At 67.4% G+C, this 25,888-nt stretch carries 21 protein-coding genes, 1 tRNA gene, 3 rRNA genes and 1 pseudogene; 5 read left to right on the top strand and 21 right to left on the bottom strand.

Annotated features, from left to right (window positions below; all coding sequences use genetic code 11):
- Positions 1 to 17 precede the first annotated feature (17 nt).
- From U7230_RS11370 to U7230_RS11415, 10 genes are all read right to left on the bottom strand, one after another.
- On the bottom strand, positions 18 to 728 hold the full coding sequence (locus U7230_RS11370) for a polysaccharide deacetylase family protein (RefSeq protein ID WP_324715958.1): 711 nt from the start codon (positions 726 to 728) through the stop codon (positions 18 to 20).
- On the bottom strand, positions 725 to 2,023 hold the full coding sequence (locus tag U7230_RS11375; protein ID WP_324715959.1) for an MGDG synthase family glycosyltransferase: 1,299 nt from the start codon (positions 2,021 to 2,023) through the stop codon (positions 725 to 727). The genes U7230_RS11370 and U7230_RS11375 overlap by 4 nt, the downstream gene beginning before the upstream one ends.
- A complete protein-coding gene (locus U7230_RS11380; protein ID WP_324715960.1) occupies positions 1,975 to 3,441 on the bottom strand; it encodes a DUF4340 domain-containing protein in 1,467 nt (488 codons plus the stop codon). The genes U7230_RS11375 and U7230_RS11380 overlap by 49 nt, the downstream gene beginning before the upstream one ends.
- Complete coding sequence (locus U7230_RS11385; protein ID WP_324715961.1) at positions 3,438 to 4,982, bottom strand: GldG family protein; 1,545 nt, start codon at positions 4,980 to 4,982, stop codon at positions 3,438 to 3,440. The genes U7230_RS11380 and U7230_RS11385 overlap by 4 nt, the downstream gene beginning before the upstream one ends.
- 18 nt (positions 4,983 to 5,000) lie before the next feature.
- Positions 5,001 to 5,708 (bottom strand): ABC-2 transporter permease, encoded by a 708-nt coding sequence (locus U7230_RS11390; protein ID WP_324715962.1) that lies wholly within the window; start codon positions 5,706 to 5,708, stop codon positions 5,001 to 5,003.
- A 32-nt stretch (positions 5,709 to 5,740) separates the two neighbouring features.
- Positions 5,741 to 6,760, bottom strand: a complete 1,020-nt coding sequence (locus tag U7230_RS11395; protein ID WP_324715963.1) for an ABC transporter ATP-binding protein — start codon at positions 6,758 to 6,760, stop codon at positions 5,741 to 5,743.
- 83 nt (positions 6,761 to 6,843) lie between these two features.
- Positions 6,844 to 7,149: a DUF3243 domain-containing protein gene (locus U7230_RS11400; protein WP_324715964.1), complete on the bottom strand. Its 306-nt coding sequence runs from the start codon at positions 7,147 to 7,149 to the stop codon at positions 6,844 to 6,846.
- A gap of 67 nt (positions 7,150 to 7,216) precedes the next feature.
- Positions 7,217 to 7,291, bottom strand: a tRNA-Asn gene (locus tag U7230_RS11405).
- A 72-nt stretch (positions 7,292 to 7,363) separates the two neighbouring features.
- Complete coding sequence (locus U7230_RS11410) at positions 7,364 to 8,134, bottom strand: enoyl-ACP reductase FabI (protein ID WP_324715965.1); 771 nt, start codon at positions 8,132 to 8,134, stop codon at positions 7,364 to 7,366.
- Positions 8,131 to 8,688, bottom strand: a complete 558-nt coding sequence (locus U7230_RS11415) for a PaaI family thioesterase (protein WP_324715966.1) — start codon at positions 8,686 to 8,688, stop codon at positions 8,131 to 8,133. Before U7230_RS11415 ends, U7230_RS11410 begins: the two co-directional genes overlap by 4 nt.
- Positions 8,689 to 9,002: 314 nt before the next feature.
- Here U7230_RS11415 and U7230_RS11420 point away from each other — a divergent pair, with 314 nt between their 5' ends.
- From U7230_RS11420 to U7230_RS15540, 5 genes are all read left to right on the top strand, one after another.
- Positions 9,003 to 10,514 (top strand): potassium/proton antiporter, encoded by a 1,512-nt coding sequence (locus tag U7230_RS11420; RefSeq protein WP_324715967.1) that lies wholly within the window; start codon positions 9,003 to 9,005, stop codon positions 10,512 to 10,514.
- A gap of 239 nt (positions 10,515 to 10,753) precedes the next feature.
- Positions 10,754 to 11,056, top strand: a complete 303-nt coding sequence (locus tag U7230_RS11425; protein WP_324715968.1) for a phosphoheptose isomerase family protein — start codon at positions 10,754 to 10,756, stop codon at positions 11,054 to 11,056.
- Positions 11,057 to 11,438: 382 nt separating this feature from the next.
- The gene (locus tag U7230_RS11430) at positions 11,439 to 11,627 is read left to right on the top strand and encodes a hypothetical protein (protein ID WP_324715969.1); all 189 of its coding nucleotides are present in this window, start codon (positions 11,439 to 11,441) and stop codon (positions 11,625 to 11,627) included.
- Positions 11,628 to 11,644: 17 nt separating this feature from the next.
- Complete coding sequence (locus U7230_RS15535; protein WP_404980516.1) at positions 11,645 to 11,908, top strand: type II toxin-antitoxin system RelE/ParE family toxin; 264 nt, start codon at positions 11,645 to 11,647, stop codon at positions 11,906 to 11,908.
- Positions 11,909 to 12,398: 490 nt separating this feature from the next.
- Entirely contained in the window at positions 12,399 to 12,947 is a 549-nt protein-coding gene (locus tag U7230_RS15540; protein ID WP_404980669.1) for a DDE-type integrase/transposase/recombinase, read from the top strand.
- 21 nt (positions 12,948 to 12,968) lie between these two features.
- Here the strand turns inward: U7230_RS15540 and rrf are convergent.
- From rrf to U7230_RS11485, 11 genes and pseudogenes are all read right to left on the bottom strand, one after another.
- Positions 12,969 to 13,085 (bottom strand): 5S ribosomal RNA (gene rrf, locus U7230_RS11435).
- A gap of 74 nt (positions 13,086 to 13,159) precedes the next feature.
- Positions 13,160 to 16,166 (bottom strand): 23S ribosomal RNA (locus tag U7230_RS11440).
- 227 nt (positions 16,167 to 16,393) lie between these two features.
- Positions 16,394 to 17,918, bottom strand: a 16S ribosomal RNA gene (locus tag U7230_RS11445).
- Together the 16S, 23S and 5S rRNA genes form the textbook arrangement of a ribosomal RNA operon.
- Before the next feature lie 447 nt (positions 17,919 to 18,365).
- On the bottom strand, positions 18,366 to 19,892 hold the full coding sequence (lysS, locus tag U7230_RS11450) for a lysine--tRNA ligase (protein ID WP_324715970.1): 1,527 nt from the start codon (positions 19,890 to 19,892) through the stop codon (positions 18,366 to 18,368).
- A complete protein-coding gene (greA, locus tag U7230_RS11455) occupies positions 19,889 to 20,380 on the bottom strand; it encodes a transcription elongation factor GreA (protein WP_324715971.1) in 492 nt (163 codons plus the stop codon). The genes lysS and greA overlap by 4 nt, the downstream gene beginning before the upstream one ends.
- 141 nt (positions 20,381 to 20,521) lie before the next feature.
- Positions 20,522 to 21,478: a DUF8754 domain-containing protein gene (locus U7230_RS11460; RefSeq protein ID WP_324715972.1), complete on the bottom strand. Its 957-nt coding sequence runs from the start codon at positions 21,476 to 21,478 to the stop codon at positions 20,522 to 20,524.
- The gene (locus U7230_RS11465) at positions 21,475 to 22,017 is read right to left on the bottom strand and encodes a hypothetical protein (protein WP_324715973.1); all 543 of its coding nucleotides are present in this window, start codon (positions 22,015 to 22,017) and stop codon (positions 21,475 to 21,477) included. The genes U7230_RS11460 and U7230_RS11465 overlap by 4 nt, the downstream gene beginning before the upstream one ends.
- Positions 22,018 to 22,318: 301 nt before the next feature.
- Positions 22,319 to 22,516 (bottom strand): annotated as a pseudogene (gene rpmE / locus U7230_RS11470) (50S ribosomal protein L31); the annotation flags it as partial.
- A gap of 67 nt (positions 22,517 to 22,583) precedes the next feature.
- Entirely contained in the window at positions 22,584 to 23,747 is a 1,164-nt protein-coding gene (locus tag U7230_RS11475) for a M23 family metallopeptidase (RefSeq protein ID WP_324715974.1), read from the bottom strand.
- Between the two features lie 111 nt (positions 23,748 to 23,858).
- Complete coding sequence (gene rho, locus U7230_RS11480; protein ID WP_324715975.1) at positions 23,859 to 25,127, bottom strand: transcription termination factor Rho; 1,269 nt, start codon at positions 25,125 to 25,127, stop codon at positions 23,859 to 23,861.
- A gap of 240 nt (positions 25,128 to 25,367) precedes the next feature.
- Complete coding sequence (locus tag U7230_RS11485; protein ID WP_324718235.1) at positions 25,368 to 25,850, bottom strand: bifunctional nuclease family protein; 483 nt, start codon at positions 25,848 to 25,850, stop codon at positions 25,368 to 25,370.
- Between the last annotated feature and the right edge of the window lie 38 nt (positions 25,851 to 25,888).

Genomic DNA, 25,888 nt, shown 5'->3' on the forward strand with positions numbered 1-25,888 from the left:
TCCCCCCCTCTTCCGTCTTAGCGGGCGCCGTCCAGCATCTCACCGAGCGAGACGCATGGCAAGCCCAGCTCTGCGCTCTTTTCCAGCACCGCCGGGAGCGCCTCCACCAGGGCACGGGACCGGCCGGGCGGCCCGCCGTCGTGAAGGTCGACGATGGCTCCGGGACGAAGCGCCCGCTCCATGTGCCGCTGCAGCTCTTGCGCCACCAGGGGCGGCCGGTAGTCGGGCGGGGCCGCCGACCACACGACGACCCGCAACCCCAGCAGCCGGGCCACGGGCACGACCGCGAGGTTGAAGTGGCCCCACGGTGGCCGGTAGAAGCGGGGCACGCGTCCCGTCACCGCCTCGATGATGGCCTTCGCCTCCTGCAGCTGCCGCTGCGTCTCCCTGGGCCCCTGCAGCCACAGGTGCCGGTGGGTCAGGCCGTGCACCGCGATCTCGTGCCCGGCGGTCGCGATCCGGCGGGCGAGATCCGGATGCTGCTCGACCTGCTGCGCCAGGAAGAAGAAGGTACCGCGCGCTCCCGCCTGCTCCAGGATCGCCGCGATCCGGTCCGTCGAGCCGGGCAGCGGCCCGTCATCGAAGGTCAGCGCCACCGCCCGGCTGGACACGGGCCCCCGGTAGATGACCCCCCGCTCGAGCCCCCCGTGGTAAGCCTGGGCCCCCAGGCAGTAGATGGCCCACGTCCCTGCAACGGCGCCGGAGGCCGCCACCATCCACGAGATCACAGCCCGGCTCGCTCCAGCAGGAGCTTCGCGGCGGCCTGGGCCGCGAGAGGACGTCCCAGAGCAGCGGCCGCAGCCGCCATGGCCGCCCTTCGATCCGGCCGCTCGAGCAGCGTCGAGACCACGCCGGCCAGGTCGGCCGGGTCGAGGGCGATTTCGCCCGCGCGGTGGCGACGCAGGAAGGCGGCGTTGCCCTCCTCCTGGCCGGGGATCGGCGCGTAGATCACCATGGGCACTCCGAGCGCCAGCCCCTCGGAGACCGTGAGACCTCCCGCCTTGGTGACGACCAGGTCCGAGGCCACCATCAGCTCGACGATGCGGTCGACGTATCCCAGGATGCGGACGGGGTTACGCGCCCCCCTGAGCTCCGCGCGAAGGGTGCGGGCCAGCTGCCGGTCCCGCCCCGCCACCACCAGCAGCCGCAAGGGCCGCGGCAGGTCGGCGACGTAGCGGCACGCCTCCACCGCCCCCCGCATCATCCCGTAGGCGCCCGTCAGGATGAGCACGGTCGGGCGGTCGTCCTCGAGGTGCCAGCGCCGGCGGGCATCTTCGCGGCCGGGAGGGCTGGCGAAAGCCGGACGGATGGGAATGCCCGTCACCACCACCCGGCTTGCGTCGATGCCCCTTGCGATGAGCTCCCGTGCCACCTCCTCGCAGGGCGCCAGGTAAAGCCCGGTCGCAGGGTGCACCCACTGGCTGTGCAGGACGTAGTCGGTGATCACGGTCGCAGACAACACCGGGAACGGCAGCTCGCCGTCCGCCGCGAGCTGGGCCACCACCCCACCCGGAGTGGGGTGGGTCGAGAGCACGACCCGCGCCCCCGACTGCACGATGAGCCGCTTCACCTTGTCGGAACCCAGCCGGAAGAGCCGCTGCTGCAAGAACGACTCGGGCCGGATGCGAGCGGTGCGCTCGTAGAACTCCCGCCACAGCGTGGGGGCACGGCGCACCGAGTAGATGTACGCGAAGCGCGTGGCGGCGTTGAAGACGGGGTTGATCAGGTCGAAGAAGTCCAGCATGCCGGTGCGTAGCTCCGGGCGCAGTGCCACCAGGGCCTGCATGACCGCTCTGCCGGCCTGGAGGTGGCCGTTGCCGTACGTAGCCGCCAGCACCAGCACGTCGAGGGGCTCCACGTGCCGCCATACCGGCGCCGGCCGGAGACGGTAACGCGCAGACAGCCGGCGCAAGGTTGCGAGCCGGCGCCTCCATAGCGTGGACGGCCGCCCGGGCAACGCCACCCGGATGCGGGCTAGCGTTCGCTGGATGCGGTCCCCTGGGTCGACGGGGGCGCTGTCCATTGGGCGATGATACGCTCCACTTCCTGGAGCGAGGACGCGGGCATGAAGTACGTCAGGCGATCCTCGCCCTGCTCCACGTGGACCTCGACCTGAGACCCCTTGCCGGCCCCAGCGCCCTCGCTCACCACAGGCATCACGAGACGCGTCACGGGGATCCGGTCGTTGCCGGCGACCGTGATCTCCATCGTCACCGGGGCCCCTGCGCCGGTAGGGGCATTTCCACCCGGGGAGACCGCAACCCTGCTGGCCACCTCGACCCGGTCCCCGCGCAAGCCTACCAGGGCATCCAGGAGCGAGTCGGCCTCCTGCTGGTCGACCGATCGCCCTCCGGGTTGCAGCACCCAGCGTCCCCTGCTATCCTTCTCCAGCGTCAGGGGCCCGGGTCTCCCGCTCATCTGCACCGATAGCCGCTGGAGGTCGTTGCGAGAGAGGCCCACGACCTGGCGCCGGATCCAGCCGTCCGCCGACGCCTCGAGCAGCGACTTGACGTCGCTCTCCGGCACGGTATACACGGAAGGTGCGCCCTGGACCTGGACGTAGCGCTCCTGGTCAGGGGCGGTCCCCCCGATCAGCACGACCGTGAGGCGGGACGCGTTCCCCGTCCCGTCACCTCCCGACAGCTCCACCGTCGCCTCGGGCTCCTTCAGCCCCCAGGCACCGAGCTGGCCGGGGGAGGGGTCGTCGCTCACGAACTTGGAGATGCGGCTGAATTGCAGATCCCGCAGCACGGACTCGATGGCGTCGCTGTCACCGGGCGCCTGCAGCGGCTCCACCAGTCGCCAGCGCTGTCCCTCAGGCGTCGTAGAGTCGCCGGCGCGGCGCGCCTCGACGCTGCGCCGGCCTTTGCGCACGACCACGGCTTGCACCTCGTCGGCGCTCAGCGCCACCAGGGTCCTGTCCCGGAACTGGTCCCACGACCCCGTGAGTTGCTCGGCCAGGTAAGCGTCGATGGTGTAGACGGCAACTCCCCCGCCCTCCCGGGCGTAGTAGGCCGGAGCCCCGCTCGAGACCGGAGTCTCGTTGCCCACCAAGAGCCGCCGCTCCGTCCCACCGGCCTCGGTCATGATCAGTTCGGCGCGTGGCGGTTCGAGACCGTAGGCCGACAGGTCCTCCGCCTTCTCGGCGATGACCCGCCGAGCCTCGAGGGATGCCACCTGGTCGAGCAGGGACTGGACCGCTTCCTGGCTCGCCCGGACCCGGCGGGGCCGCTCGATCTCCCACCGCTCCCCCACTTTACGCAGCACTGCGGCCACCTGACCGTCGTGGCGGATGGTGAGCGACTCGACCTCTTGCGGCTCGACCTTCAAGATGATCCTGCCCGTCACGGGCTTTCCGGCCGTACCGCCGCTCCAGAGCACGTATCCGAGCAATCCCAGGAACAGCACGCCCGCAGCGGCGGTGAAGTAGTAGCGCTTCACAGCCCTCGCCTCCGCCACCAGACGGCGATCCCCGCGGCCAGGACGGCCAGGGGGAGCCCGAGCGTCGTGCCGTAGAAGATCGAGACGGCCTGGCGTTCGGTCATGAGCACCCTGGGAGTGGGCGTCGTGCTCGGCCGGATGGTCACGAGCTCCTTCTGGCCTGCCAGCCACGTCACCACGTTGGCGGCAAAGTCCCGGTTGCCCTGGAAGCTGAAGGAGGCGTTGCGGGCGAAGTGCGAGCTACCGACCACCACCGCCACCGGCTGGGTGGTGGTCGACTCGGCCTCCGGCGAGGGGGTTGCTGCCGAAGCCGTTGCTGCCGCAGATGGCGCCTTCGCCGACGCAGGAGCCACCTTCTCCTCCCGCTGAACGGCCACCGCGACGTCCAGGGGGCCGGGCACGTCACCCGGGTCCCGCCGCCATTGCTGCCCGGTCGGCGTGCTCTCCGCCCACGACCGGTCGGTCGTGACGAGCAGCGGCACCACCTCAGGGCTGCCCCCCGGCGCGGCCGTCGACGCCGGGCTGGACTGCCCGGCGGCCGGCTTGACCGCCACGGTGCCGGGCAGCACGACGCCGGCGTCGGCCTGGATCAGGGGGCTCGTGATGTCATGCCAGCGGAGCTCCGGTACGGGGCTGAGGGCATCGCCGAACAAGGCCCGCCCTGGGTCGACGACCACCCCCGGCACGATCGACACGTGGAGGGTGGCGAGGAGCTTGCCGATCTCGGGGAGGCTCCGGCCGGGCGGCAACGGGTCGAGCCAGACGGCCAGCCGGCCGCCCCGGGTGAGGTACTGTTCGAGGAGCTGCCGCTCCTGCGCGACGAGGTCCGATCGGGGGCCGCCGATGACCACGACCCGGGCGTCGTCGGGCACCTTGTTTTCCAGCGCGAGGTTGAGGGTCTTGACCGTGTACCCTTCGCCCTCGAGGTAAGAGCGAAGCTCGGAGAAGTCATCCAGAGGGCTGCCCTCTCCGTGGCCCTCCAGGAAGTAGACCGTCGTGCCCCCGTAGCCACTGAGCTCGAGAATGGCCCGGGTGATCGCCTGCTCCCCGCGAAACTCCATCCCGCCGTCCGGGGACGGGGTAAAGAGGTTGTAAAACTCCACCTTGCGCTGGTTGTTACCCATTTTGACCACGACCGTGCCCGTGGCCCGAACGCCGTAGGCCTGGGCCGTCGACGGTTCCTTTTCGGGGTCCACGATGTGGACCTTCACCCGCGAAGACTGCAGCCGGTACTCTCGCAGCAGGTCGGTCAGCCGATCCGCGTCCGACGAGCCCTCGACGACGAACGCGTAGATGTCCACGGGGTCGGTCAGCCTCGCCAGCGCCTCTTTGGTCTGGGGCGCCAGCTGGAACCGCTTGTCCGCCGAGAGGTCCGCCCTCAACGAGAACCGCGCGGCGACCACGTTGACCAGGACGACCGCGCCCACGACGAAGAGCGTGAACAGCGCGGCGTTGAGGCCTCTGGCCATCCGAAAGGCCCGCCCCGCCCGGACCGGCCGGGCGTCGCTGAGTGGCTTTGGCTGCTGGGCCGTCTCCTCCATCGATGCTACCCCCCTGGCTCACATCCACGTCCGCCGCTCCAGGCTGCGGACGCTGAGGAACAGCATCACGAAGATCGCGCTCAAGTAAAACAGCACGTGCGAGAGATCCAGCAGGCCCTTGGTGAAATCGTCGAACCGCTCGAAGATGGCCAGAGACCGTGCCACGTCGGCCACCGTGCCGCTCGTCGCGAACGAAAGCCAGTTGATCACCCACAACAACAGCAGCAGCCCGAAGCAGAGCAGTCCGGCCACCATCTGGCTGTCGGTCAGGGACGACGTGAAGACCCCGACCGCCAGGAACGTCGCCCCCAGCAACAGGGCCCCCACGTACGACGTGATGAGCGGGCCGGGTACGGGCCGGGAGAGCCAGAAGAGGATGGCCGGGTAGATGCCCGTGACCGCCAGCAGGGCGGCGTAGAGCGCCACGGCGGCAAGGTACTTGCCCAGCACGAGCTGAGCCGGGGTCGCCGGGAGGGTCATCAGGAGTTCGTCGGTGTGGTTTTGCCGCTCCTCGGAGAGAAGACGCATGGTGATGAGAGGCGTGACGAAGAGCAGGATGACGCCCAGGTTGAGGAAGTACGGACGCATGTCCGCGACCCGCGTCGCCAGGAGAATGACGGAAAAGAAGTAGCCCGAAATCGCAAGGAACACGACGCCGGCCGCGTACGCCAGCGGAGAGACGAGGTAATGCTTCCACTCGCGCTTGAACACGTAGTAGACGGCCATGGAGCCTCGCTGTACCCCCTCTACGCACGACCTCAACGGCCGGGCTGCGCCGTACCGGGTGCCTGTGCGTCAGGCCCGGCGAGGTTTTCGTGGGTGACCAGCTGCATGAAGACCTCTTCGAGGGAGAGGTCCATGCTGCGCATCTCCAGGATGGGCAGCCCGTGGCGCGCCATCGCGAAGAAAATGGCCTCTCGGGGGTCGGTCCCGCCGCCGGAGGCTCCGCTTTCATCGGTAGCCAGCTGCAACTCGACCCGCACCCGATCCCGGGCCCACTCGCCGTCCCCAGAGGCGAGGTGCACGTCCTGCACTCCCGGCACCTCGGACAACGCTGCCTCGACCCGGGCGGGCTCTCCCCGGACTTCCAGACGCAGCCGCTGGCCCTGGCGGAGGCGCAACGAAAGCTTCTGGGGCGAATCCTGGGCAATGAGCCGGCCCCTGTTGATGATCAGGACTCGCTGGCACGTGCTGGCGACCTCCGGGAGGATGTGGGAGCTCAGCAGCACCGTGTGGCGTCCTGCCAGGTCTTTGATGAGGCGGCGCATCTCCACGATCTGCTGGGGATCCATGCCCGACGTAGGCTCGTCCAACACCAGGACCGGAGGATCCCCTACCAGCGCCGCTGCAAGCCCGACCCGCTGCCGGTAGCCCCGGGAGAGCCTCCCGGCCAGCCTGCCGGCTACGTCCGCTACCCCGACCTGCTCCATGACGTGATCGACATGCCGCCGGCGGCGATGTCGGGGCACCCCGCGCATTTCCGCGACGAAGTGCAGGAAGCCTCGCACCGTCATCTCCCCGTAGATCGGCGGGGTCTCGGGCAGGTACCCGACGCGCCGCTTGAGCCGGACGGGGTCGTCGAGGGCATCGATACCCGCGACGCGGACGCTGCCCGTCGTAGGGGGCATGTACCCCGTCACCATGCGCATCGTCGTGGTCTTGCCGGCGCCGTTGGGCCCCAAAAAGCCAAGGACCTCGCCCTGCTCCACCGAACAGGTGAGGTCCTGCACGGCCCAGCGCCGGCCGAACTGCTTGCCAACGCCGACGAGCTCGATCAAGAGCGCCGCACCCCCTCGCTCTCGACACTCGATTATAGGGGATGCGATCGGACGGCTTCAAACATCACGCACGCGCCGCCGCCTCAACTCAGGGTCAGGCGGCCATGGCCCTCCCGGCCACCGTCTCGCTCTCCCTTGCGGTCGGCCTGGTCGACCAGCTTCACCAGGGCCGAGGCGATGGCGCGCTGCTCGCCCTCGTCCGCGACGCTCCACAGTTCCTGGAGCAGGCGCTGTTGCGGGTTGGCCGGATCCACGTGCCGGGCGAGGAAGTCCCCGATCCGCTCGGCGTTCTTGACCAGTTCGCCCGAGCGCATGCCGACCTCCCGGCCGGCCTCCACCGCCTGGGCAAGCCAGCTTTTCCACTCGTACCACGACTGCTCCGGTGCCACCAGGATCCCTCCCGGGATCACAGGATGCCCGGAGGGCAGCGGTCTTACGCGGGGAAGGGAAAAAGAATGGCTCCTCGGGCAGGATTCGAACCTGCAACCCCCCGGTTAACAGCCGGGCGCTCTACCCTTGAGCTACCGAGGAACGCCGCTCGAAGGCCCCAAACTCTGCGGGGCTATTATAGCCTTGCCCCTGGAGCCGCGCAAGCGTCGCGCGTCACAGGCCCATGATGTGGTAGCCGGCGTCGACGTATACCACCTCGCCGGTGATGCCGCTCGCCGAAGGGCTCGAGAGGAAGGCGGCGGTTTTCGCCACCTCGTCCACTTCGATGTTGCGGCGAAGGGGCGCCCTTTCCGCGTGGAACCGGCGCATCTCGGTGAAGCCAGAGACTCCCCGGGCCGCCAGGGTGTTGAGCGGGCCGGCCGAGATGGCGTTGACCCGGATGCCCGACGGGCCGAGCTCGTACGCGAGGTACCGCACCGAGGCCTCCAGCGCCGCCTTGGCCACGCCCATGACGTTGTATCCGGGCATGACCTTCTCCGAGCCGTAGTAGGTCATGGTCAGGATGCTGCCCCCGCCGGAAGCGGCCATCAGAGGCTCGGCGGAATGGGCCAGCGCGACGAGCGAGTAACAGCTCACGTCGAGCGCCGTCCGGAACGCTTCTCTTCCCGTATCGACGTAGCGCCCCTCCAGGGCTTCCTTCGGGGCGAAGGCAACGCTGTGCACCAGGACGTGCAGCGCCCCGTGCTCGTCCTTGACCTGCTGCATCAGCCGGGCGATGGCCTCGTCCACACTCACGTCGCACTCGTACGTGGGCGCGTCGAGGGTGCGAGCCAGCTCCTGCACGTTCTCCCGGAGCCGTTCGTTCTGGTACGTGAGGATGACCCGGGCGCCCTCCGCCGCCAGGGCTTTCGTGATGCCCCAGGCGATGCTGCGCTGGTTGGCCACCCCCAGCACCAGGGCGATCTTGCCGTCCAGCAGACTCAAGACGTCTCCCTCTCCTTCTGTGCGGCCGCAGCTTCGAGGCGCCTGCACAGGCTCTGTGCCCCCGGCCACCCCTTCAAGCGCTCGACCAGGCCCGGCGCCGCAACCTCCCGGAAGATGAAGCGGTGCCACTGCGCCGGCACTTCCACCGGGACGAAGCGAGCGGCGGCCGAGGCGATCAACCGGCCCTGCTCGTCCACCAGCCTGGCCACGGCCCACGAGGTTCGCCGGGAAAGGCCCGATCCCTCCCTTTGCGGCGTCGCCAGAGCCACGGCCAGCAACGGGACCCCCGGCGCCGCGGGTCGCACGAACCGCACGTCGATCCTCGCCGTGACCGAGGCCGTCCCGTGGATGTGCACGGCATACCACATGGCCTCGTCCAGGCAGGCGGTCACGATGCCCCCGTGGAGCACTCCGGGTAACCCTGCCAGCTCCGGCGGCGGGACGACATGGACGTAAGCCCAGGGACTCTCCTCGACCACGGTGGCTCGCAGGCCTCGGGGGTTTTCCCGCCCGCAGACGTAACAGCTGGAGCTCCAGAGCGTGATGCTTGCCATGGGGGCATCCTTCGGCACGGTTGGCCTTGCCCCTGTCCGGTTCGCACAAATGCATGCGCCAGGCCCGCCTGTTCCAGCACGAGCAGGCCCGCCGTTCTCTCATCGAGCGGTGGCTCGACGCGCTGGCCGTCACAGACGGCGAAGTCGTCGCCGAGGTCGGCTGCAGGCCCGGCTGGCGTCGCTCATGGTCGCCCACCGTTTTCACGGTCGCGCTCGGAATCACACACTGCTCGCCGGCCTTCAGTTCAGGGCGCACGAGGTCGGCCCCGGCGTGCCGCCGAAGATGGTACGGTAGAATCGCCGGGGGAGCCGGGATGGCGTTCGACACTTACGAGGCCCTAAGATCGACTCCCATCGACCGAATCTTGCTGGCCGCTTCCGTGCTCGTCGGGCTCAGCCTGGTGTTCGCCCGGGCTGCCGGACGGCTGGGCGTTCCGGCCCTCGCGCTGTTTCTCGTCGTGGGCATGCTGGCCGGATCTGATGGACCCGGTGGGATCTACTTCGACGATCCCTGGCTAGCCCAGTTCCTCGGGGTTAGCGCCCTGACCGTCATCCTGTTCGCCGGAGGGCTGGACACGGACTGGCACCAGGTGCGGCCCGTGCTGTGGCCAGCCGTGGCGCTCTCGACGGCAGGAGTGGCCCTGACCGCGGCGCTGGTGGGCCTCTTCGCGGCGGGTGCCCTGGGTTTCGGCCTGCGGGAGGGGCTCCTAATGGGAGCGGTCATCTCCTCCACCGACACGGCTGCGGTCTTTATGGTGCTCAGATCCAAGAAGGTCGCGCTCCGGGGGCGCCTGGCTCCCTTACTCGAGCTGGAGTCGGGCAGCAACGACCCAATGGCCGTCTTTCTCACCACGGCCCTCGTTCAGGTGATCATGGCGCCCGGCACGTCCCCCGTGCGCCTCGCGGCATCCTTCGTGGTACAGATGGCTCTCGGCGGGGCCCTCGGGTATGGGCTGGGAAGGGCTGGCCTGTTGTTGCTGCACCGGATGCGCTTCGAACAGGAAGCGTTGTATCCCCTGCTGGCCGTGACCCTCGCGGTCTTCGTTTACGCCCTCGTCGCCATCGTTGGGGGCAGCGGCTTTCTGGCGGTCTACGTCGCAGGCCTCGTGATCGGCAACTCCGGGCTTCCATACCGGCGCTTCCTGATGCGCTTCAGCGATTCGCTCGCGTGGCTCGGGCAGATCGTCATGTTCTTGACCCTGGGGCTTCTCGTTTTTCCCCGAGAGGTCGCGAACGTGATAGGACCGGGCCTGGCGCTGGCGACGTTCCTGATGTTCGTGGCTCGGCCAGTGGCGGTGCTGGGGATCGTCCCGCTGTTCGGAATGCGCTGGCGCGAGGCGCTGCTCGCGGCTTGGGTAGGTTTGAGGGGAGCGGTCCCCATCATTCTGGCTACGGTGCCCACGTTGGCGGGGGTTGCGGGCGCGCGGACCATCTTCAACGTGGTCTTTTTCGTGGTGTTGACGTCGGCACTTGTGCAAGGCACGTCCGTTCCGTACGTTGCCCGGTGGCTCGGGGTGGCGGCAACGGAACGCGTCCCACGGCGTTCGCCGCTGGAGCTGGTACCCAATGAAGCCATGGACAGCGAGCTTCTGGAACTGGCCGTCCCGCTGGAGTCTCCCCTGGCAGGAAAGCCCGTGGCGCAACTCGGACTCCCGAAGGAAACGCTCATTGTCATGCTCAGCCGAAATGGGCAGTACCGGGTACCGACCGGAAGCACGAGGGTTGAGGCTGGCGACATGCTGTTCATTCTAGGCCCACGCGCCGTTCTGGATGAGGTGCGGTCTCGCTTCACGGTTGCATCCGAACCGGAGCGCCAGGGCCATTGAGAGTGTACCCCCCGCCCGGCGGAGGGGAAGGAATTGTCAAGTTCGGCGCAGTTCCCCGGATGAGGCAGGTGCCGGGTCCGCGCCGCCCGGCCATAGGCGACTCGAGTTAACATTGGGAGACGAAGCCCTGAACTCCCATCCCTTGCCGACCACGCAAACGACGCCGAAGTCCACGACGCACCGCGCAGAACCACAAAAACGTCACGGCCTCGATCCGGCGCCCCCGTGGGAGGCTGCTGGTGTTCCTGCAGTCCGAGGAGCTTCGCTATGCCATGCAGAGCCTGTGCCGGCGGCCCGTGGAGATGTGGCCCTCGCTGGACTTCCGGGCGTACGCCGCACACCTGGTCGGTGAGCAGTGGCTCTTGTTCGCCTTCTCCCAGTCGGGGGAGACCCGGGAAACCGTGGAGGCCCCGCAGGCGGCGTGCGGCCGCTTCAACGAGGCCGACGACGCGCAGGCTGCCTTGGCGACCTGGAGTTCGAGGCGCCGCACGCGAACGAATTGCTGGCGTCCGTGTTGTGGCTCAGCCTGTTCCACCTCTTGAGCTACCACGTGGCCCTACGCAAAGGCCGCGACCCGGACCACTTTTGCAACATCGTCAAGACGCGGACCGCATCGCATGGGCGGCCACGAACCCCGTAGACAGCAAGGCAGCCCCGTCCCAAAGATGCACGAAGGCCACGCACTGCACGGAACAGCTATCGGCATGAAACCGGGAAACCGACTTCGATGTACCCGTGCATGAGGGCAGTGGTCGGTCGGCAACACGTATGGTACACAAGAAACGGGACGCCCACCCCCCCGAGCGGGATGTGGTACAATGGATTCGATTTCCAGTCTGACCGAACAAGGCAGGTGCCCGGCCGGCCACGAAATGACGGTCGATGGACAGAGGGCATGCTGGATCCAACCGGAAGGTGGGACTGATGGCCGTGGGTGTAAAGGAGGATGTCATCCGGATGATCCGGGAGCTCCCGGACAACGTCACACTCGACGACATCATGCGGGAGCTCTACTTCCGACTGGCCGTCGAGCGTGGCCTGAAGAACCTTGACGAGGGAAAAGCCCTATCCCATGAAGAGGCCAAGGAGCACCTGAAGCGGTGGCTCTCCTGAGGTGGTCGCCCGATGCCGTGGACGATCTCGAAGCTATCGTCGATTACATAGCACGAGACTCACCAGACTACGCCCGTCGACTGGCCAGCCGCATCGTAACGCTGGCCGAGGAGATAGCGTCATATCCTGGCCTGGGTCGCATGGTGCCCGAATTCGGGGTGCCCTCGCTACGGGAACGCATCTGCCAGGGATACCGCGTGGTTTACCGGGTTCGGGACAATGGGTCGGTCGTCGAAATCGTGCGGGTGCAGCACGGCGCCAGGCTGCTTACTGACCTATAGATAGAACCCTGCCGTCTATCGAACCCCCTTGCTGATGTCCCCACTGCCTCCCCGCGTCATCCAGCTGCGATGCGGCTGTAGCTAGCCCATTCATATGATTGCGGTTAGACGGTGCCCGTCTGCTTGAGTCTGCGAGTAATCACAAGCGGGGCCGGTGGCTCACACAGCCGCAAGGATTTCTGTTCACTTTCCGCTGCCAGTCCCCTTGACACGGGGCGCAAAATAGTTAAGCGGTTTACTCGTAACCGGCTCCCGCGCCCGGCGCAGCTTTGGCCCCGGAAGGCGGTGACGCCAGGTGGGCGGCGGCCGCAACGCCGCGAAGTTGCCCGACGAGAGCTCCACTTGGCAGATCTCGTGTTGGGCCACGGATGACCACTCCTTCCCAATGCGCCCGTCTTCGTCGGAAGCGGCAGCGGTTCCCAACCGGCTCTGGGTAGCCGAGCTGACCCAGCATCCCACCGAAGAGGGGTGGTGGTAGGGGGTCACGGTCATCGACACCTTCTCCCGCCGCGTGGTGGGCGGGGCCATGGGAGAGCGGCCCACGGCCGAGCGGGGCATCGACGCCCTGGACATGGCCGTCCGGAATCGATGCCCCCGGGGCGAGCGGGTCCATCACTCCGACCACGGCGCCCCGTACCCCTCCATGGCTTTCCGCCGCCTGGAGGCGGCCAGGATCCTGGGCTCCATGGGCTCGGTGGGCGACGCCCTGGACAACGCGGTGGCGGAGAGCTTCTTCGCCACGCTACAGACGGGGCGGCTCAACCGCGGGCTGTTACAGCTGCCATCGGCGCCACTCGGCCCCGGGTTACCTGAGTCCGGACGAGTTCGAGAGGAGGTGGTACCTCCACCACGAAGCCCCCGTTACGGCTGCTTAGCCACAGGTTGTCCACGAAACTGGATCAACTCCATGACCTCCAGTCCCTTGCCGACCGCGCAAACGACGCCGAAGTTCACGACGTTCCACGCAGAGGCACAAAAACGTCACGGCCTCGACCCGGGACCCCTTTCGTGGGATCCGTTCGTGGGCTCGAGGCCGTGACGTGTGAGGGTTTTACAGCTGTCCCGGCGGCGACCCGCTCTCCCGTGCGGTCGCCCGCACAGTACCCTAGGCGCTGGAGGTTTTCACGGCCGTGTTCGGCATGGGAACGGGTGGGACCCCTCCGCCATGGCCACCGGGAACGGGCTACGCTGGTTTGGGGCCAGCGCCCTGAAAGCTGCACAGTGCGCATGCAACGGCCCGCCGGGTTTCGGGCGGTCAAGCCCTCGACCGATTAGGACCGGGTAGCTGAGGCGGTTACCCGCCGTACACCCCCGGCCTATCACCTGGTCATCTTCCAGGGGTCTTACCCTCCCGAGGAGGGGGGAGATCTCATCTAGGGGTGGGCTTCGCGCTTAGATGCCTTCAGCGCTTATCCCGTCCGCACGTAGCTGTCCAGCCGTGCCCCGGGCAGGACAACTGGCACACCAGCGGTGCGTCCGTCCCGGTCCTCTCGTACTGGGGACGGCTCCCCGCAGATCTCCGGCGCCCGCGGCAGATAGGGACCGAACTGTCTCACGACGTTCTGAACCCAGCTCACGTACCGCTTTAATGGGCGAACAGCCCAACCCTTGGGACCGACTCCAGCCCCAGGATGCGATGAGCCGACATCGAGGTGCCAATCCTCCCCGTCGATGTGGACTCTCGGGGGAGATCAGCCTGTTATCCCCGGGGTAGCTTTTATCCGTTGATCGATGGCCCTTCCACTCGGCACCACCGGGTCACTAAGCCCCGCTTTCGCGCCTGCTCGAGCTGTCGCTCTCGCAGTCAAGCTCCCTTATGCCTTTGCACTCGCAGCAGCGATGTCCGACCGCGCTGAGGGAACCTTGGGACGCCTCCGTTACCGTTTGGGAGGCGACCGCCCCAGTCAAACTGCCCACCAGGTACTGTCCCCGGCCCGGATCACGGGCCCGGGTTAGAACGCCCGCCCGAGAAGGGTGGTATTCCACCGCCGGCTCCACCGGAGCTGGCGCCCCGGCTTCTGCGCCTCCCACCTATCCTCTACATCCCCGACCGGCATCCCATACCAGGCTGCAGTAAAGCTCCACGGGGTCTTTCCGTCTAGCCGCGGGTAAGGAGCGTCTTCACTCCTTCCACAATTTCGCCGAGCCCCCCGTTGAGACAGCGCCCAGGTCGTGACGCCATTCGTGCAGGTCGGAACTTACCCGACAAGGAATTTCGCTACCTTAGGACCGTTATAGTTACGGCCGCCGTTCACCGGGGCTTTGGTTCGAAGCGTCGCCCTGGCGGGCTAACCTCTCCCCTTAACCTTCCGGCACTGGGCAGGCGTCAGCCCCTATACGTCGCCTTGCGGCTTCGCAGAGACCTGTGTTTTTGGTAAACAGTCGCCTGGGCCGTTTCCCTGCGGCCCCCTCGGGCTCGAGCCCGCTCGGGGCTCTCACCCTACCGGGGCACCCCTTCTCCCGAAGTTACGGGGTCAACTTGCCGAGTTCCTTAACGGGGGTTCTCTCGCGCGCCTGTGGCTTTTCGCCTCGCCGACCTGTGTCGGTCTGCGGTACGGGCACCTCGTGCCTGGCTAGAGGCTTTTCTCGGCAGTCCGGGCGTCCCCAGTTCGCACCCTTGCGGGCGCTCCCCGTCACGTCTCGGCGTCGTGGAGCGGCGGATTTGCCTGCCGCTCCCGCCTAGGCGCTTGGACCCGGCCTCTCCACCGCCGGGCTGGCTGGCCCCCCTGCGTCCCCCCCTCGCTCGTCACGGCACGAGGTGGTACGGGAATATCAACCCGTTGCCCATCGCCTACGCCTTTCGGCCTCGGCTTAGGTCCCGACTAACCCTGAGCGGACGAACCTTGCTCAGGAACCCTCCGGCTTTCGGCGGGCCGGATTCTCACCGGCCTTGTCGCTACTTATGCCGACATTCTCCCTTCCGCCCCCTCCACCCGGGCTTGCGCTCGGGCTTCGCCGGAAGCGGAATGCTCCCCTACCACGACCCGGTCTCCCGGGCCGTCCGGCGCTTCGGTGGCAGGCTTAGTCCCGTTCCATTTTCGGCGCAGGGCCGCTTGACCAGTGAGCTATTACGCACTCTTTGAATGATGGCTGCCTCTAAGCCCACATCCTGGTTGTCTGGGCGACCCCACATCCTTACCCACTCAGCCTGCACTTCGGGACCTTAGCGGCCGGTCTGGGCTGTTCCCCTCTTGACGACGAAGCTTATCCCCCGCCGTCTGACTCCTCCGGACCCGATGGCGGCATTCGGAGTTTGAACGGGATCGGTAGCCGTAACGACCCCTCACCCGATCAGTGCTCTACCTCCGCCACCGTCCCCCGGAAGGCTCGCCCTCAAGCGATTTCGGGGAGAACCAGCTATCACCGGGTTCGATTGGCATTTCACCCCTACCCACAGCTCTTCCCAGGTCTTTTCAACGACCACGTGGTTCGGGCCTCCACCGGGGGTTAACCCGGCTTCACCCTGGCCATGGGTAGATCACCCGGCTTCGGGTCGGCAGCAGGCAACTCGTCGCCCTGTTCGGACTCGGTTTCCCTCCGGGTCCGGAGCTTCTGCCCCTTCCCCTCGCTGCCTACCGCCACTCGCCGGCCCGTTCCTCAATAAGGACGCCGTCAGGCCGCCCTGGTCAGGGCCTGGCCCTCCGACTGCTTTGCAGGCCTACGGTTTCAGGTTCTGTTTCACTCCCCGTCAGGGGTGCTTTTCACCGTTCCCTCGCGGTACTGGTCCGCTATCGGTCGCCTGGCGTATTTAGCCTTGGGAGGTGGGCCTCCCCGCTTCCCACAGGATTCCTCGTGCCCCGTGGTACTCAGGTACTGTACCACCCGGATGCCAAAGCTTCGGCTACGGGACTCTCACCCGCTATGGTGGGCCCTTCCAGACCCCTTCGCCTCGCTCCCGCATCCCGGCCCGGGCGGCCACCGCCACCCGCCGTACAGCCCTCCAACCCCGGCCGGACAACGCCGGTGGGCTTTGCCATCCGGCCGGTTTGGGCTCTTCCCCGTTCGCTCGCCGCTACTCAGGGAATCGCAGTTGCTTTCTCTTCCTCCGGGTACTGAGATGTTTCACTTCCCCGGGTTCCCTTCCGACGCCTATGGATTCAGCGCCGGATGCACCGGCATCACCCGGTGCGGGTTGCCCCATTCGGATATCTCCGGATCAACGCCCGCTTGCGGCTCCCCGGAGCGTTTCGGCGCTTGCCCCGTCCTTCTTCGGCCCCAGGCGCCTAGGCATCCACCGTAGGCCCTTCTTCGCTTGACCGCCGAATCACCACAGAAGCCGCGCTCGCGCGCTCCTCTGCGGCCCCGTTGGGCATTCACAAACGCACTGTGCAGTTTTCAAGGTGCTGGCGTTCTCTCAGGAGACACCGCCCGCTCGCCGGGCCGATGATCCCTGAAAGCTAAACAGTGAGCGAGTCTGGCGTCCTGGAGCGGAGGGCGGGACGAAGCGGTCGTCCGGTCGTTGGGGAGTGGGGTCGCACTCCTTAGAAAGGAGGTGATCCAGCCGCACCTTCCGATACGGCTACCTTGTTACGACTTCACCCCAGTCATCGGCCCCACCTTCGACGGCTGCCTCCCTGGCGGGTTGGCGCCACCGGCTTCAGGTGTTGCCGACTCCCATGGTGTGACGGGCGGTGTGTACAAGGCCCGGGAACGTATTCACCGCCGTATGCTGACCGGCGATTACTAGCGATTCCGCCTTCACGCAGGCGGGTTGCAGCCTGCGATCCGAACTGAGACCGGCTTTGAGGGATTGGCTCCCCCTCACGGGGTCGCAACCCGCTGTACCGGCCATTGTAGCATGTGTGTAGCCCAGGGCATCCAGGGCATGATGATTTGACGTCATCCCCGCCTTCCTCCGGCTTGTCGCCGGCAGTCCCCGGCGAGTGCTCGGCCGAACCGGGAGCAACACCGGGCAGGGGTTGCGCTCGTTGCGGGACTTAACCCAACACCTCACGGCACGAGCTGACGACAACCATGCACCACCTGTGCCCCGGCCCGCCCGAAGGCGGGAAGCCAGCCTTTCGGCCGCCGCCCGAGGCATGTCAAGCCCTGGTAAGGTTCTTCGGTTAGCATCGAATTAAACCACATGCTCCACCGCTTGTGCGGGCCCCCGTCAATTCCTTTGAGTTTCAACCTTGCGGCCGTACTCCCCAGGCGGGGTGCTTATTGCGTTAGCTCCGGCACGGAAGGCCTACGCCCCCCACACCTAGCACCCATCGTTTACGGCTGGGACTACCAGGGTATCTAATCCTGTTTGCTCCCCCAGCTTTCGTGCCTCAGCGTCAGGTACCGTCCAGGTCGCCGCCTTCGCCACTGGTGTTCCTCCCGATATCTACGCATTTCACCGCTACACCGGGAATTCCACGACCCTCTCCGGCCCTCCAGACCGCCAGTCTCCCGAGACCTCACCCGGTTGAGCCGGGCGCTTTCACCCGGGACTTAACGGCCCGCCTACGCACCCTTTACGCCCAGTGATTCCGGACAACGCTCGCCCCCTACGTGTTACCGCGGCTGCTGGCACGTAGTTAGCCGGGGCTTGCTCCGGGGGTACCGTCCTCGCTCGTCCCCCCGAACAGGGCTTTACGACCCGAAGGCCTTCGTCACCCACGCGGCGTCGCTCCGTCAGGCTTGCGCCCATTGCGGAAGATCCCCGACTGCTGCCTCCCGTAGGAGTCTGGGCCGTCTCTCAGTCCCAGTGTGGCCGACCACCCTCTCAGGCCGGCTACCCGTCGTCGCCTTGGTGGGCCGTTACCCCGCCAACTAGCTGATGGGACGCAGGCCCCTCCCCGGGCGCCTTGCGGCTTTGCTGGAGCCCGGATGCCCGAACCCCAGCCCCTCCGGTATTAGCCCCCCTTTCGAGGGGTTATCCCGATCCCGGGGGCAGGTTACCTACGCGTTACTCACCCGTCCGCCGCTGACCGGCCCGGTTGCCCGGCCCGGCCCGCTCGACTTGCATGTCTTAGGCACGCCGCCAGCGTTCGTCCTGAGCCAGGATCAAACTCTCCGCTAAGCTTACCGGCCTGTCCCCAAAGCCCCCACCGGCATCGCCGGCAGGCTTGACCCCGGGCACCGGCCAATCCGTAAGCCCTCGAAGCTCCCCTGATCCCTGACTCCCGAATCACCAGGCCTCCTCGGCCTGGAGCCTTCTCCGTCCGGCCGCTCCGTCTGCTCTCTCCCTGCCGCAGACCCGCCAGACGCTCACTGTTTAGTTTTCAAGGATCACCGGCCGCCGTGTCCGAGCGGCAAGACCTCAGTCTACGCTTTCACCGGCTGCCATGCAAGCTCCACTTTCTGGAAGATTGCCGGGCACCCACACGTGCCCTCGGGCAATCGTCCAACGGGAGACTGACACAGCATCCTGCTCGGACGTGGGTCGGGCGCCGTCCCCCGGCGCACCCACTAATCTAGCACGACCCTCCCGAGCAGGCAAGGGGGAGGTCGAAAAGTTCCGAGCGCTTCACTCCCGGCCCGGTTCCTCCGGGCGCAACAGCGGGAAGAGGATGACCTCCCGGATCGACTCAGCGCCGGTCAGCACCATGGTAAGCCGGTCGACGCCGATGCCCAGCCCTCCTGCGGGCGGCATCCCGTACTCCAGGGCCAGCAAGAAGTCGTCGTCGAAAGGGTGCGCCTCCTGATCTCCCCTGGCCCGCAGCGCGGCCTGGGCCTCGAACCGGCGGCGCTGCTCGTCGGGATCGTTCAGCTCGGAAAAGCCGTTGCCGATCTCCATCGTCGCCAGGTAAGGCTCGAACCGCTCGGTGAAGGCCGGGTCGTCCGGGCGCTGGCGGGCCAGAGGGGAGACGTCCACCGGATGGTCCGTGATGAAGATCGGGCCCCACAACTGCTCCTCCACCAGCCCCTCGAACAGGGCCACCACCACGCGCCCGTACGTCGCATCGGGCTCCACCGCGATCCCGGCGCGGGCGGCGATCGCCCTGGCGGCCGCGGCGTCCCGGTTGCTCGATAGGTCGATCCCGGCGTAGCGCCGCAGCGCCTCCACCATGGAAAGGCGTGGCCACGGAGGAGTCAAGTCGAGCGTGCGGCCGGCGTACTCGATCTTGCGGGTACCGAGGACGCGGTCGGCCACGTAGGCCACACACCGCTCCGTGAGGCTCATCATGTCCTGGTAGTCCCAGTACGCCGCGTACGCCTCCAGGGAAGTGTGTTCAGGGTTGTGGCGGGTGGAGATCCCCTCGTTGCGGAAGTTCTTGCCGATCTCGAAGACCCGGTCGAACCCTCCCACGAGCAGGCGCTTCAGGTAAAGCTCGGGGGCGATGCGCAAGTAGAGATCCATGTCCAGGGTGTTGTGATGGGTCACGAACGGCCGGGCATTGGCCCCGCCTGCCACGGGATGGAGCATCGGGGTTTCGACCTCGACGAAGCGCTCGGCCGTGAAGAACTCCCGTAGCGCCTGCTCGATCGCGGCCCGCCGCAGGAAGATCTGCCGGACCTCGGGATGGACCATCAGGTCGACGTAACGCCGCCGGTAGCGGAGCTCGACCTCTTTGAGGCCGTGCCACTTCTCGGGCGGCGGCTGCAGCGCCTTGACCATGGGCTGGTAAGAGCGCACCTCGACGCTGACCTCTCCGCGACGGGTCTTGACGACCTCGCCCCTGGCCCCCACGATGTCTCCCCGGTCCAGGTCGAAGAAGGAGGAGAACGCCTCGCTCCCTACGAGCTCCTCCCGCAGGTAGAGCTGGATCCTGCCGGAACTGTCCCAAAGGTCGGCGAAGCCGACCTTCCCGTGCAGCCGCAGCGCCATGAGCCGGCCCGCCACCGCCACATCCTGGCCTGCCAGCTGGTCGAAGCAAGCGACGATCTGGGCAGCCTGGTGGGTGGGTCGAAAAGGTGCCCCATACAAACCGACGCCCGCAGCCCGCATCGCCTGGAGCTTGCTGCGGCGTACCGCCACCTGCTCCGGCAGACGCTGGGCTTCGGGCGCTTCGCGGGCTTGCTGGCCGGCTGGGACCTGGCGGTCGGTGCTCATGCCGGCTTTTCGACCGCTACCACTTGGTACCGGATCCGTCCGGCCGGGGCGTCCACTTCGACCACGCTCCCCACTTCCTGGCCCACGATGGCCTTACCGACGGGGGACTCGTAGGAGAGGCGATTTTCTGACGGGTCGGCCTCTGCCGGGCTCACCAGCATGAACTCGAACTCCTCCTCGGTCTCGAGATCCCGGAGCCGCACCCGCCCTCCCACGGTGACCACCTGGCCGTCGTGCTCCTCGGTGTCGATCAGCCGGGCCCGGGCGAGGATTCCCTCCACCCGGGCAATCTGCGCCTCCAGCGCGGCCTGCTCCTCCTTGGCCGCGTCGTACTCCGAGTTTTCGGAGATGTCGCCAAACTCCAGCGCTTGCTTGATCCGCGCCGCCACCTGAGGGCGGCGCACCGTGCGCAGGTACTCCAATTCCTGCTCCAGACGGCGCAGGCCGTCGGGTGTCAGCAGAATCTCGCCATCTTGCTGGCCAGACACCCTCCATCACGCCCCCTGCTGCTGTAGTGTGACACCCTCAGACAGTACGTGAGCACTGGCGCGCCCGCAGCCGCGCCAGTGCTCGCTGACCACTCTGCCTGCCTACAGCACCGCGATTATAGGACCGACCCGCGAAGGGTGTCAAGCCGGGGCTCCGTGCGGCCGGAGCTCCAATCCGCCCTCGGCGACCTTCCGGTCTCCGAGGACCTCGATCCGGGGCTTCAATCCCGCTTCCCGGATGAGGCGCCGGTAGTCGTCGGAGGTCAGCTCCTCGGGCCGGCGCCCGCTCACCGCCACCAGCGCCGCCTCGAGGACGTTGGTCCCGAAGGAGCGGCCCCCCAGGTTGGGCGTGGTCGTGCACAATAGCGCCACACCCCTGTGCCGCAGCGCCTCCACGTCGGAGGCCGTCACGGTGTTGGTGATGACCCACTTGCCGGCGAGCTGGTCCGGCATGTGGCGGTGAATGGCGTGAAAGTCGCCGACGAGCACGTCTGCCCAGCGGTAGAACCGCTCGTACTTGGGCACTATCTCCTCCTGCTTGCGCCCCGTCGGGTAGAAGAGCTGGAAAGGGAGCCGGGTGATGACGGGCGCAATCGCAAAGGCCAGCCACCGCAAGGTCCGGAGCGACCGGATGGGGATGGGGACCCCCAGCCCGAAGATGAGGTCGCCGAAGAGCACCTCCGCGCCCGCCTCGACCAGCGCCTCGGCCATCCCGTACCGGTCGACGGCCAACACCATGAGCGTGCGCTTGCCGGCGAGCGGGAGGGCGCCTTCCGTCACCAGATACTGCACGACCCATCGCTCGAGGGTCTCCTTGAGGCCTCCCCCGTCCACGATCGGGGTCAGGCGTGCGGCTCTGGCGATGCGGAGCGCGTCTTTGAACGCCCACTTGCGCCGTCCCGCCCGGATGTAGAGATCGATCCCTCCCATGCCGAACGCGTCGACCTTGCCGTCGAGCTCCCGGATCAGGTCGATGGCCCGCTGCATGTCGCCATCCGTGCCGATCCGCTCGACGATGATGGGTTGGCCGAGCAGTTCGGTCTGCCAGCGATGGTCCCGCTTGGAGGAGCCGAGGCTGACGCTGACCACGTGCTTCATCGAGCCTTCACCTCACCAATGAGCGCTGCCAGGCGGGCAGGATCCACATGGACGTCTTGCTGCAGGGGCGAGGGCCCCAGGCTGACGCCGATCAGGCGGTCGGGCCCCAGGATGGCCTCTACCAGGCGGATCCGCATGTCCGATCCCAGGAAAACGACGCGGTCGAACCGGGACAGGTAAGACAACTGCTCCATGATCTCGTTGAACAGCCGGTCGCCGGGACGCTCGCGGGCATAGCGCCACCGCTCTTCGTTGCTCATCAGCAGGACCCACTCGGCGCCCGCGTCGCGCGCGGCCGCTTCGAGCTCGTCGCGGTTGGCGACGGGGAATCCGACCACCGCGATGCGGGCCCCTTTGCGGATCTCCCCGAGGGCCTCCAGCCGGGAGACGAAACTCCGGTCGACGCCACACGCCCGGGCCGCCTCCTGCTGGGAGGCACCCCGAGCCCTCATGGCCATGATGCGGTCGATGCTGCGGAGCAGCTTCTCCCGGGAAATCACCTTGTCGCCGACGCGCCATAGCTGGGGCAGGTCATCCACGGTCGAGGCTCCCGGCCTTCACGATGTGCACATAAGTGTGCACACTGCTAGGATACCAGGTCGCTCGGGACCGTCAAGCCCCCGCGGCGCGATCGGACCGCAAGCCTGGCATGGAACGACGAAAAAAGGCGGCACCCTCCAGGGTGCCGCCTGCTTTGCCCGCAGGACCGCCCGGGCCTGTCCCGCCGGGCCGTGGGCTCTTGCCTCGGGCTCTTGCCTCTTACCGGCCGGGCGTCTTCCGGCGCGGCCGCCCCGGCACGGCAGCCTTCCGGGCGGACGCCCCCTGCCGGGCCTGCTTCGCTTGCTCCACCCGCCGGCGGAACCGCTCGACGCGGCCCCCGGCGTCCACGATCTTCTGCCGGGCTCCCGTGTAAAACGGGTGGCACGCCGAGCAGACCTCCACGCGGATGTTTTCGCGCGTCGAGCCGGTCACGAAGGTGTTGCCGCACGCGCACGTCACGGTGGTCAGGTGATACTCGGGATGAATGCCTGCTCTCACGTTGCTCTCCAGCTCTCTCCACGGCCTCGCGTCGGCCGGCCAGACTACAGCGGGGATTATACCAGAGCTAACGGAGATAAGCCAGCGGGTTGACCGCCCGCCCGCGGAAGCGCACCTCAAAGTGGACGTGCGGGCCCGTCGAGTTGCCGGTGTTGCCGCTGTACGCCAGGACCTGCCCTCTGCGGACCGCCTGCCCCTCCCGCACCACGATGCGCGAGTTGTGGGCGTAGCGGGTCTCCACGCCGTCCCCGTGATCGACGCTCACCAGGTACCCGTAGCTGCCGCCCCAGCGAGCGTACACGACCCGGCCCGGTGCCGCCGCCCGTACCGGGGTCCCGGTGTTGACCGCGATGTCGATCCCCTCGTGCATCCGCCCCCAGCGCCACCCAAACGGCGAGGAGATCCCGCCACGTGCAGGCCAGGAAAAGGCCCGTTGCAGGCGGCCCGCCACGACCAAACGGTCGACGGTCCGCGAGCTGGCTCCGGGGATGACGATGCGCATGCCGGGTGTCAGGTGGTCGGGGTCGACGATTGCGTTGCCCCTGACGATGCGGTCCACGCTCACCCCGTAACTCCGTGCGATTTGCGAGAGGGTTTCCCCGCGCCCGACGGTATGGACCACCCCCCGCACGTTGGGTACGTCGAGCACCTGGCCGGGCTTCAGGTAGTCGAGATCGTACAACCCGTTGGCGGACGCCACGGTGTCGACGTCCGTGCCATATCGTTGGGCGATGTCCCACAGGGTCTCACCTGGCTGTACCTGGTGGGTGTAGATACGGATGCCGGCGGGCTTGCTCGATGAGGAGGGTCCCGATGGCGATTCGTCTTGCCGGGGCACATCCCTCGTGGCTTGGGCCGCACCGTCCCCGGCTACTGCCTCTGACTGCTCGGCCGGGGCCGCCGGCGGGTCGGACCCGCCCGCGCCAACCGCGCCTGCTGCATCGCCGGGCGCGCGCCCCCTGCGGGATGGCCCACCCTCGGGGAGCCGAGCTACACCTGCGTAACCCAACGTCGATGGCACGACCACCTCGCCCTGGACGCCGGAGAGCATGCCGTCGAGCAGCGGGGCCCCCTTGAGCCAGCCCGCCACGGCCGCTACCATGACGACGAGCGCCAGGGCTCCGCGCCCAGCTCCACCTCGGGTTGCTGCCCTCGGAGGTGGCCATGTGAGGGCCGGCTCGTCCTCACTGAGCCCGAGGTACGCCGGCCCGCCGCGGTGCGCCGGAGGCAACCGCAACCCCCTCCCCCCGGTCGAATTCACCGGTGTCGCCGGATCTTGCCAGTCGGTGTTACCCGGCCGGCGCCTCCGCGGCTACGGCCCTTCTGCCGCGAGGGAGCCCGTTCAGGCCCGGACGTTCTCCGCGAAGGCGGACTTGATGATCAGATCGCAAAACTCCTGGTTGCTCTTCGTGTGGAGCAACCGGTCGATGAGCAGATCGGTCGTCTCCGCCGTACCGAGCGAGCTCAGCGCCTTGCGCAGGATGTACATCATGTCGAGCTCCCGCTCGTTGAGGAGCAGCTCCTCGTTGCGGGTGCCCGAGCGGTAGATGTCGATGGCCGGGAAGATGCGCCGCTCGGCGAGCCGGCGGTCCAGGTGGAGCTCCATGTTGCCCGTACCCTTGAACTCCTCGTAGATCACCTCGTCCATGCGGCTGCCCGTATCGATCAGCGCCGTCGCCAGAATAGTTAGGCTGCCGCCCTCCTCGATATTCCGAGCGGCGCCGAAGAAGCGCTTGGGCTTGTGCAATGCCGCCGGGTCGACGCCGCCCGAAAGGGTCCGGCCGCTGGGCGGCACCACCAGGTTGTTGGCCCTGGCAAGACGCGTGATGCTGTCGAGCAGCAGCACGACGTCACGCCCGTGCTCCACCAGACGCTTGGCTCGCTCCAGCACCAGGTCGGCCACCCGCACATGGTTTTCGGGCGGAAGGTCGAACGTAGAGCTGACCACCTCACCGTCGACCGACCGCTTCATGTCGGTGACCTCCTCGGGTCGCTCGTCGACCAGCAGGACGATGAGGTCGACCTCGGGGTGGTTGGTGCTGATGCTGTTCGCGATCTTCTTCAGCACCGTGGTCTTTCCTGCCTTCGGGGGGGAAACGATGAGACCGCGTTGGCCCTTGCCGAGAGGAGCGATGATATCGACCAGCCGCATGGCGATCTCCTTGGGGCCGACCTCCAGGTGCAACCGCTCGTTGGGGTACACCGGGGTCAGGTCGTCGAAGACCGGCCGGTTGAGGGCCTTCTCCGGGTCGAGCATGTTGATGGCGACCACTTTGAGGAGCGCGTGGTACCGCTCGCTCTCCTTGGGCGGTCGCACCTGCCCCATCACCGAGTCGCCCGTGCGCAGGCTGAAGCGCCGGATTTGCGAGGGCGACACGTAGACGTCGTTGGGGCCGGGCGTGTACCCTTGCACCCGCATGAAGCCGTAGCCGTCCGGCAGGATCTCCAGGATCCCCTCCAGCAGGGTCAACCCGTCCTTTTCGGTCTGGGCCCGGAGGATCTCCCGGATGAGGTCGCTCTTGCGTAACTTGGTGTAGCCCGTCACCCCCAACTCTTTCGCGAGTTCGTGCAGCTCGGCACTGCTCTTGCCTTGAAGCTCGGCAATCGTCACCTTGCACTCGCTCCCGTCCGTCACAGATCGACGCCGCCGGGCCGGAACTACCCGCCAGGCCGGAACTGGAAACAGCAAACGAGGACCATGCCATTCCAGGGGAACGTCAAAAAAGAAGATCCGAAACCCCAAGAATCACCCGGAACGAACTCACCCTGACGCGGTGGCACGAGGACGCTCCGCGCAGCTGGCCGCCAACGGTCGAACCCGATCCTACCCCGCAGATCGGCTGGTTAGCACCTAGTGTAAATGCTTCTCGAAATCCTCCGGCGTAAGCTTATCCAGAAACCTGCGGAACTCCTCCATCTCCTCGTCATCGATGGGCTTGCTCGCGATCAGCGCCTTCGCCGCCACTTCCTCGGAGATGAAGATCGGCGCGTCAGTGCGCAACGCGAGCGCAATCGCGTCGCTCGGCCGGGCGTCCACGTCCACCTGGCCGTCACGGGTCTTGAGGTAGATGCGGGCGTAATAGGTCTCGTCACGCAGCTCCGAGATGACCACACGGTCCACCTTGGCACCCAGGGCATCCAGGAGGTTTTTCATCAGGTCGTGGGTCAGCGGGCGCGGCGGCTTCGACCCCTCCATCGCCAGCGTGATGGCCTGTGCCTCCGGCGGTCCGATGACGATGGGGATGAACCCCTTCTCGTCGCTATCGGTGATGACCACCACGGGCACCATCGTGTTCTGGTCGAGCCCTACGACCTTGACCTTCATCCGGAGCATGGCGCTCACCCCTCGGTCCCGCCCGCCGGGCGGATGCG

This window comes from Limnochorda sp. L945t (assembly GCF_035593305.1).
Lineage (GTDB): Bacteria > Bacillota > Limnochordia > Limnochordales > Geochordaceae > Carboxydichorda > Carboxydichorda subterranea.

Bases quoted from the DNA above. Each gene is read 5' to 3' on its own strand.
- U7230_RS11415 (WP_324715966.1), bottom strand. From the start codon at position 8,688: ATGGCAAGCATCACGCTCTGGAGCTCCAGCTGTTACGTCTGCGGGCGG.
- U7230_RS11460 (WP_324715972.1), bottom strand. From the start codon at position 21,478: ATGAAGCACGTGGTCAGCGTCAGCCTCGGCTCCTCCAAGCGGGACCAT.
- lysS (WP_324715970.1), bottom strand. From the start codon at position 19,892: ATGAGCACCGACCGCCAGGTCCCAGCCGGCCAGCAAGCCCGCGAAGCG.
- U7230_RS11375 (WP_324715959.1), bottom strand. From the start codon at position 2,023: ATGGACAGCGCCCCCGTCGACCCAGGGGACCGCATCCAGCGAACGCTA.
- U7230_RS11420 (WP_324715967.1), top strand. From the start codon at position 9,003: ATGGCGTTCGACACTTACGAGGCCCTAAGATCGACTCCCATCGACCGA.
- U7230_RS11385 (WP_324715961.1), bottom strand. From the start codon at position 4,982: ATGGAGGAGACGGCCCAGCAGCCAAAGCCACTCAGCGACGCCCGGCCG.
- U7230_RS11390 (WP_324715962.1), bottom strand. From the start codon at position 5,708: ATGGCCGTCTACTACGTGTTCAAGCGCGAGTGGAAGCATTACCTCGTC.
- U7230_RS11485 (WP_324718235.1), bottom strand. From the start codon at position 25,850: ATGCTCCGGATGAAGGTCAAGGTCGTAGGGCTCGACCAGAACACGATG.
- U7230_RS11430 (WP_324715969.1), top strand. From the start codon at position 11,439: ATGGCCGTGGGTGTAAAGGAGGATGTCATCCGGATGATCCGGGAGCTC.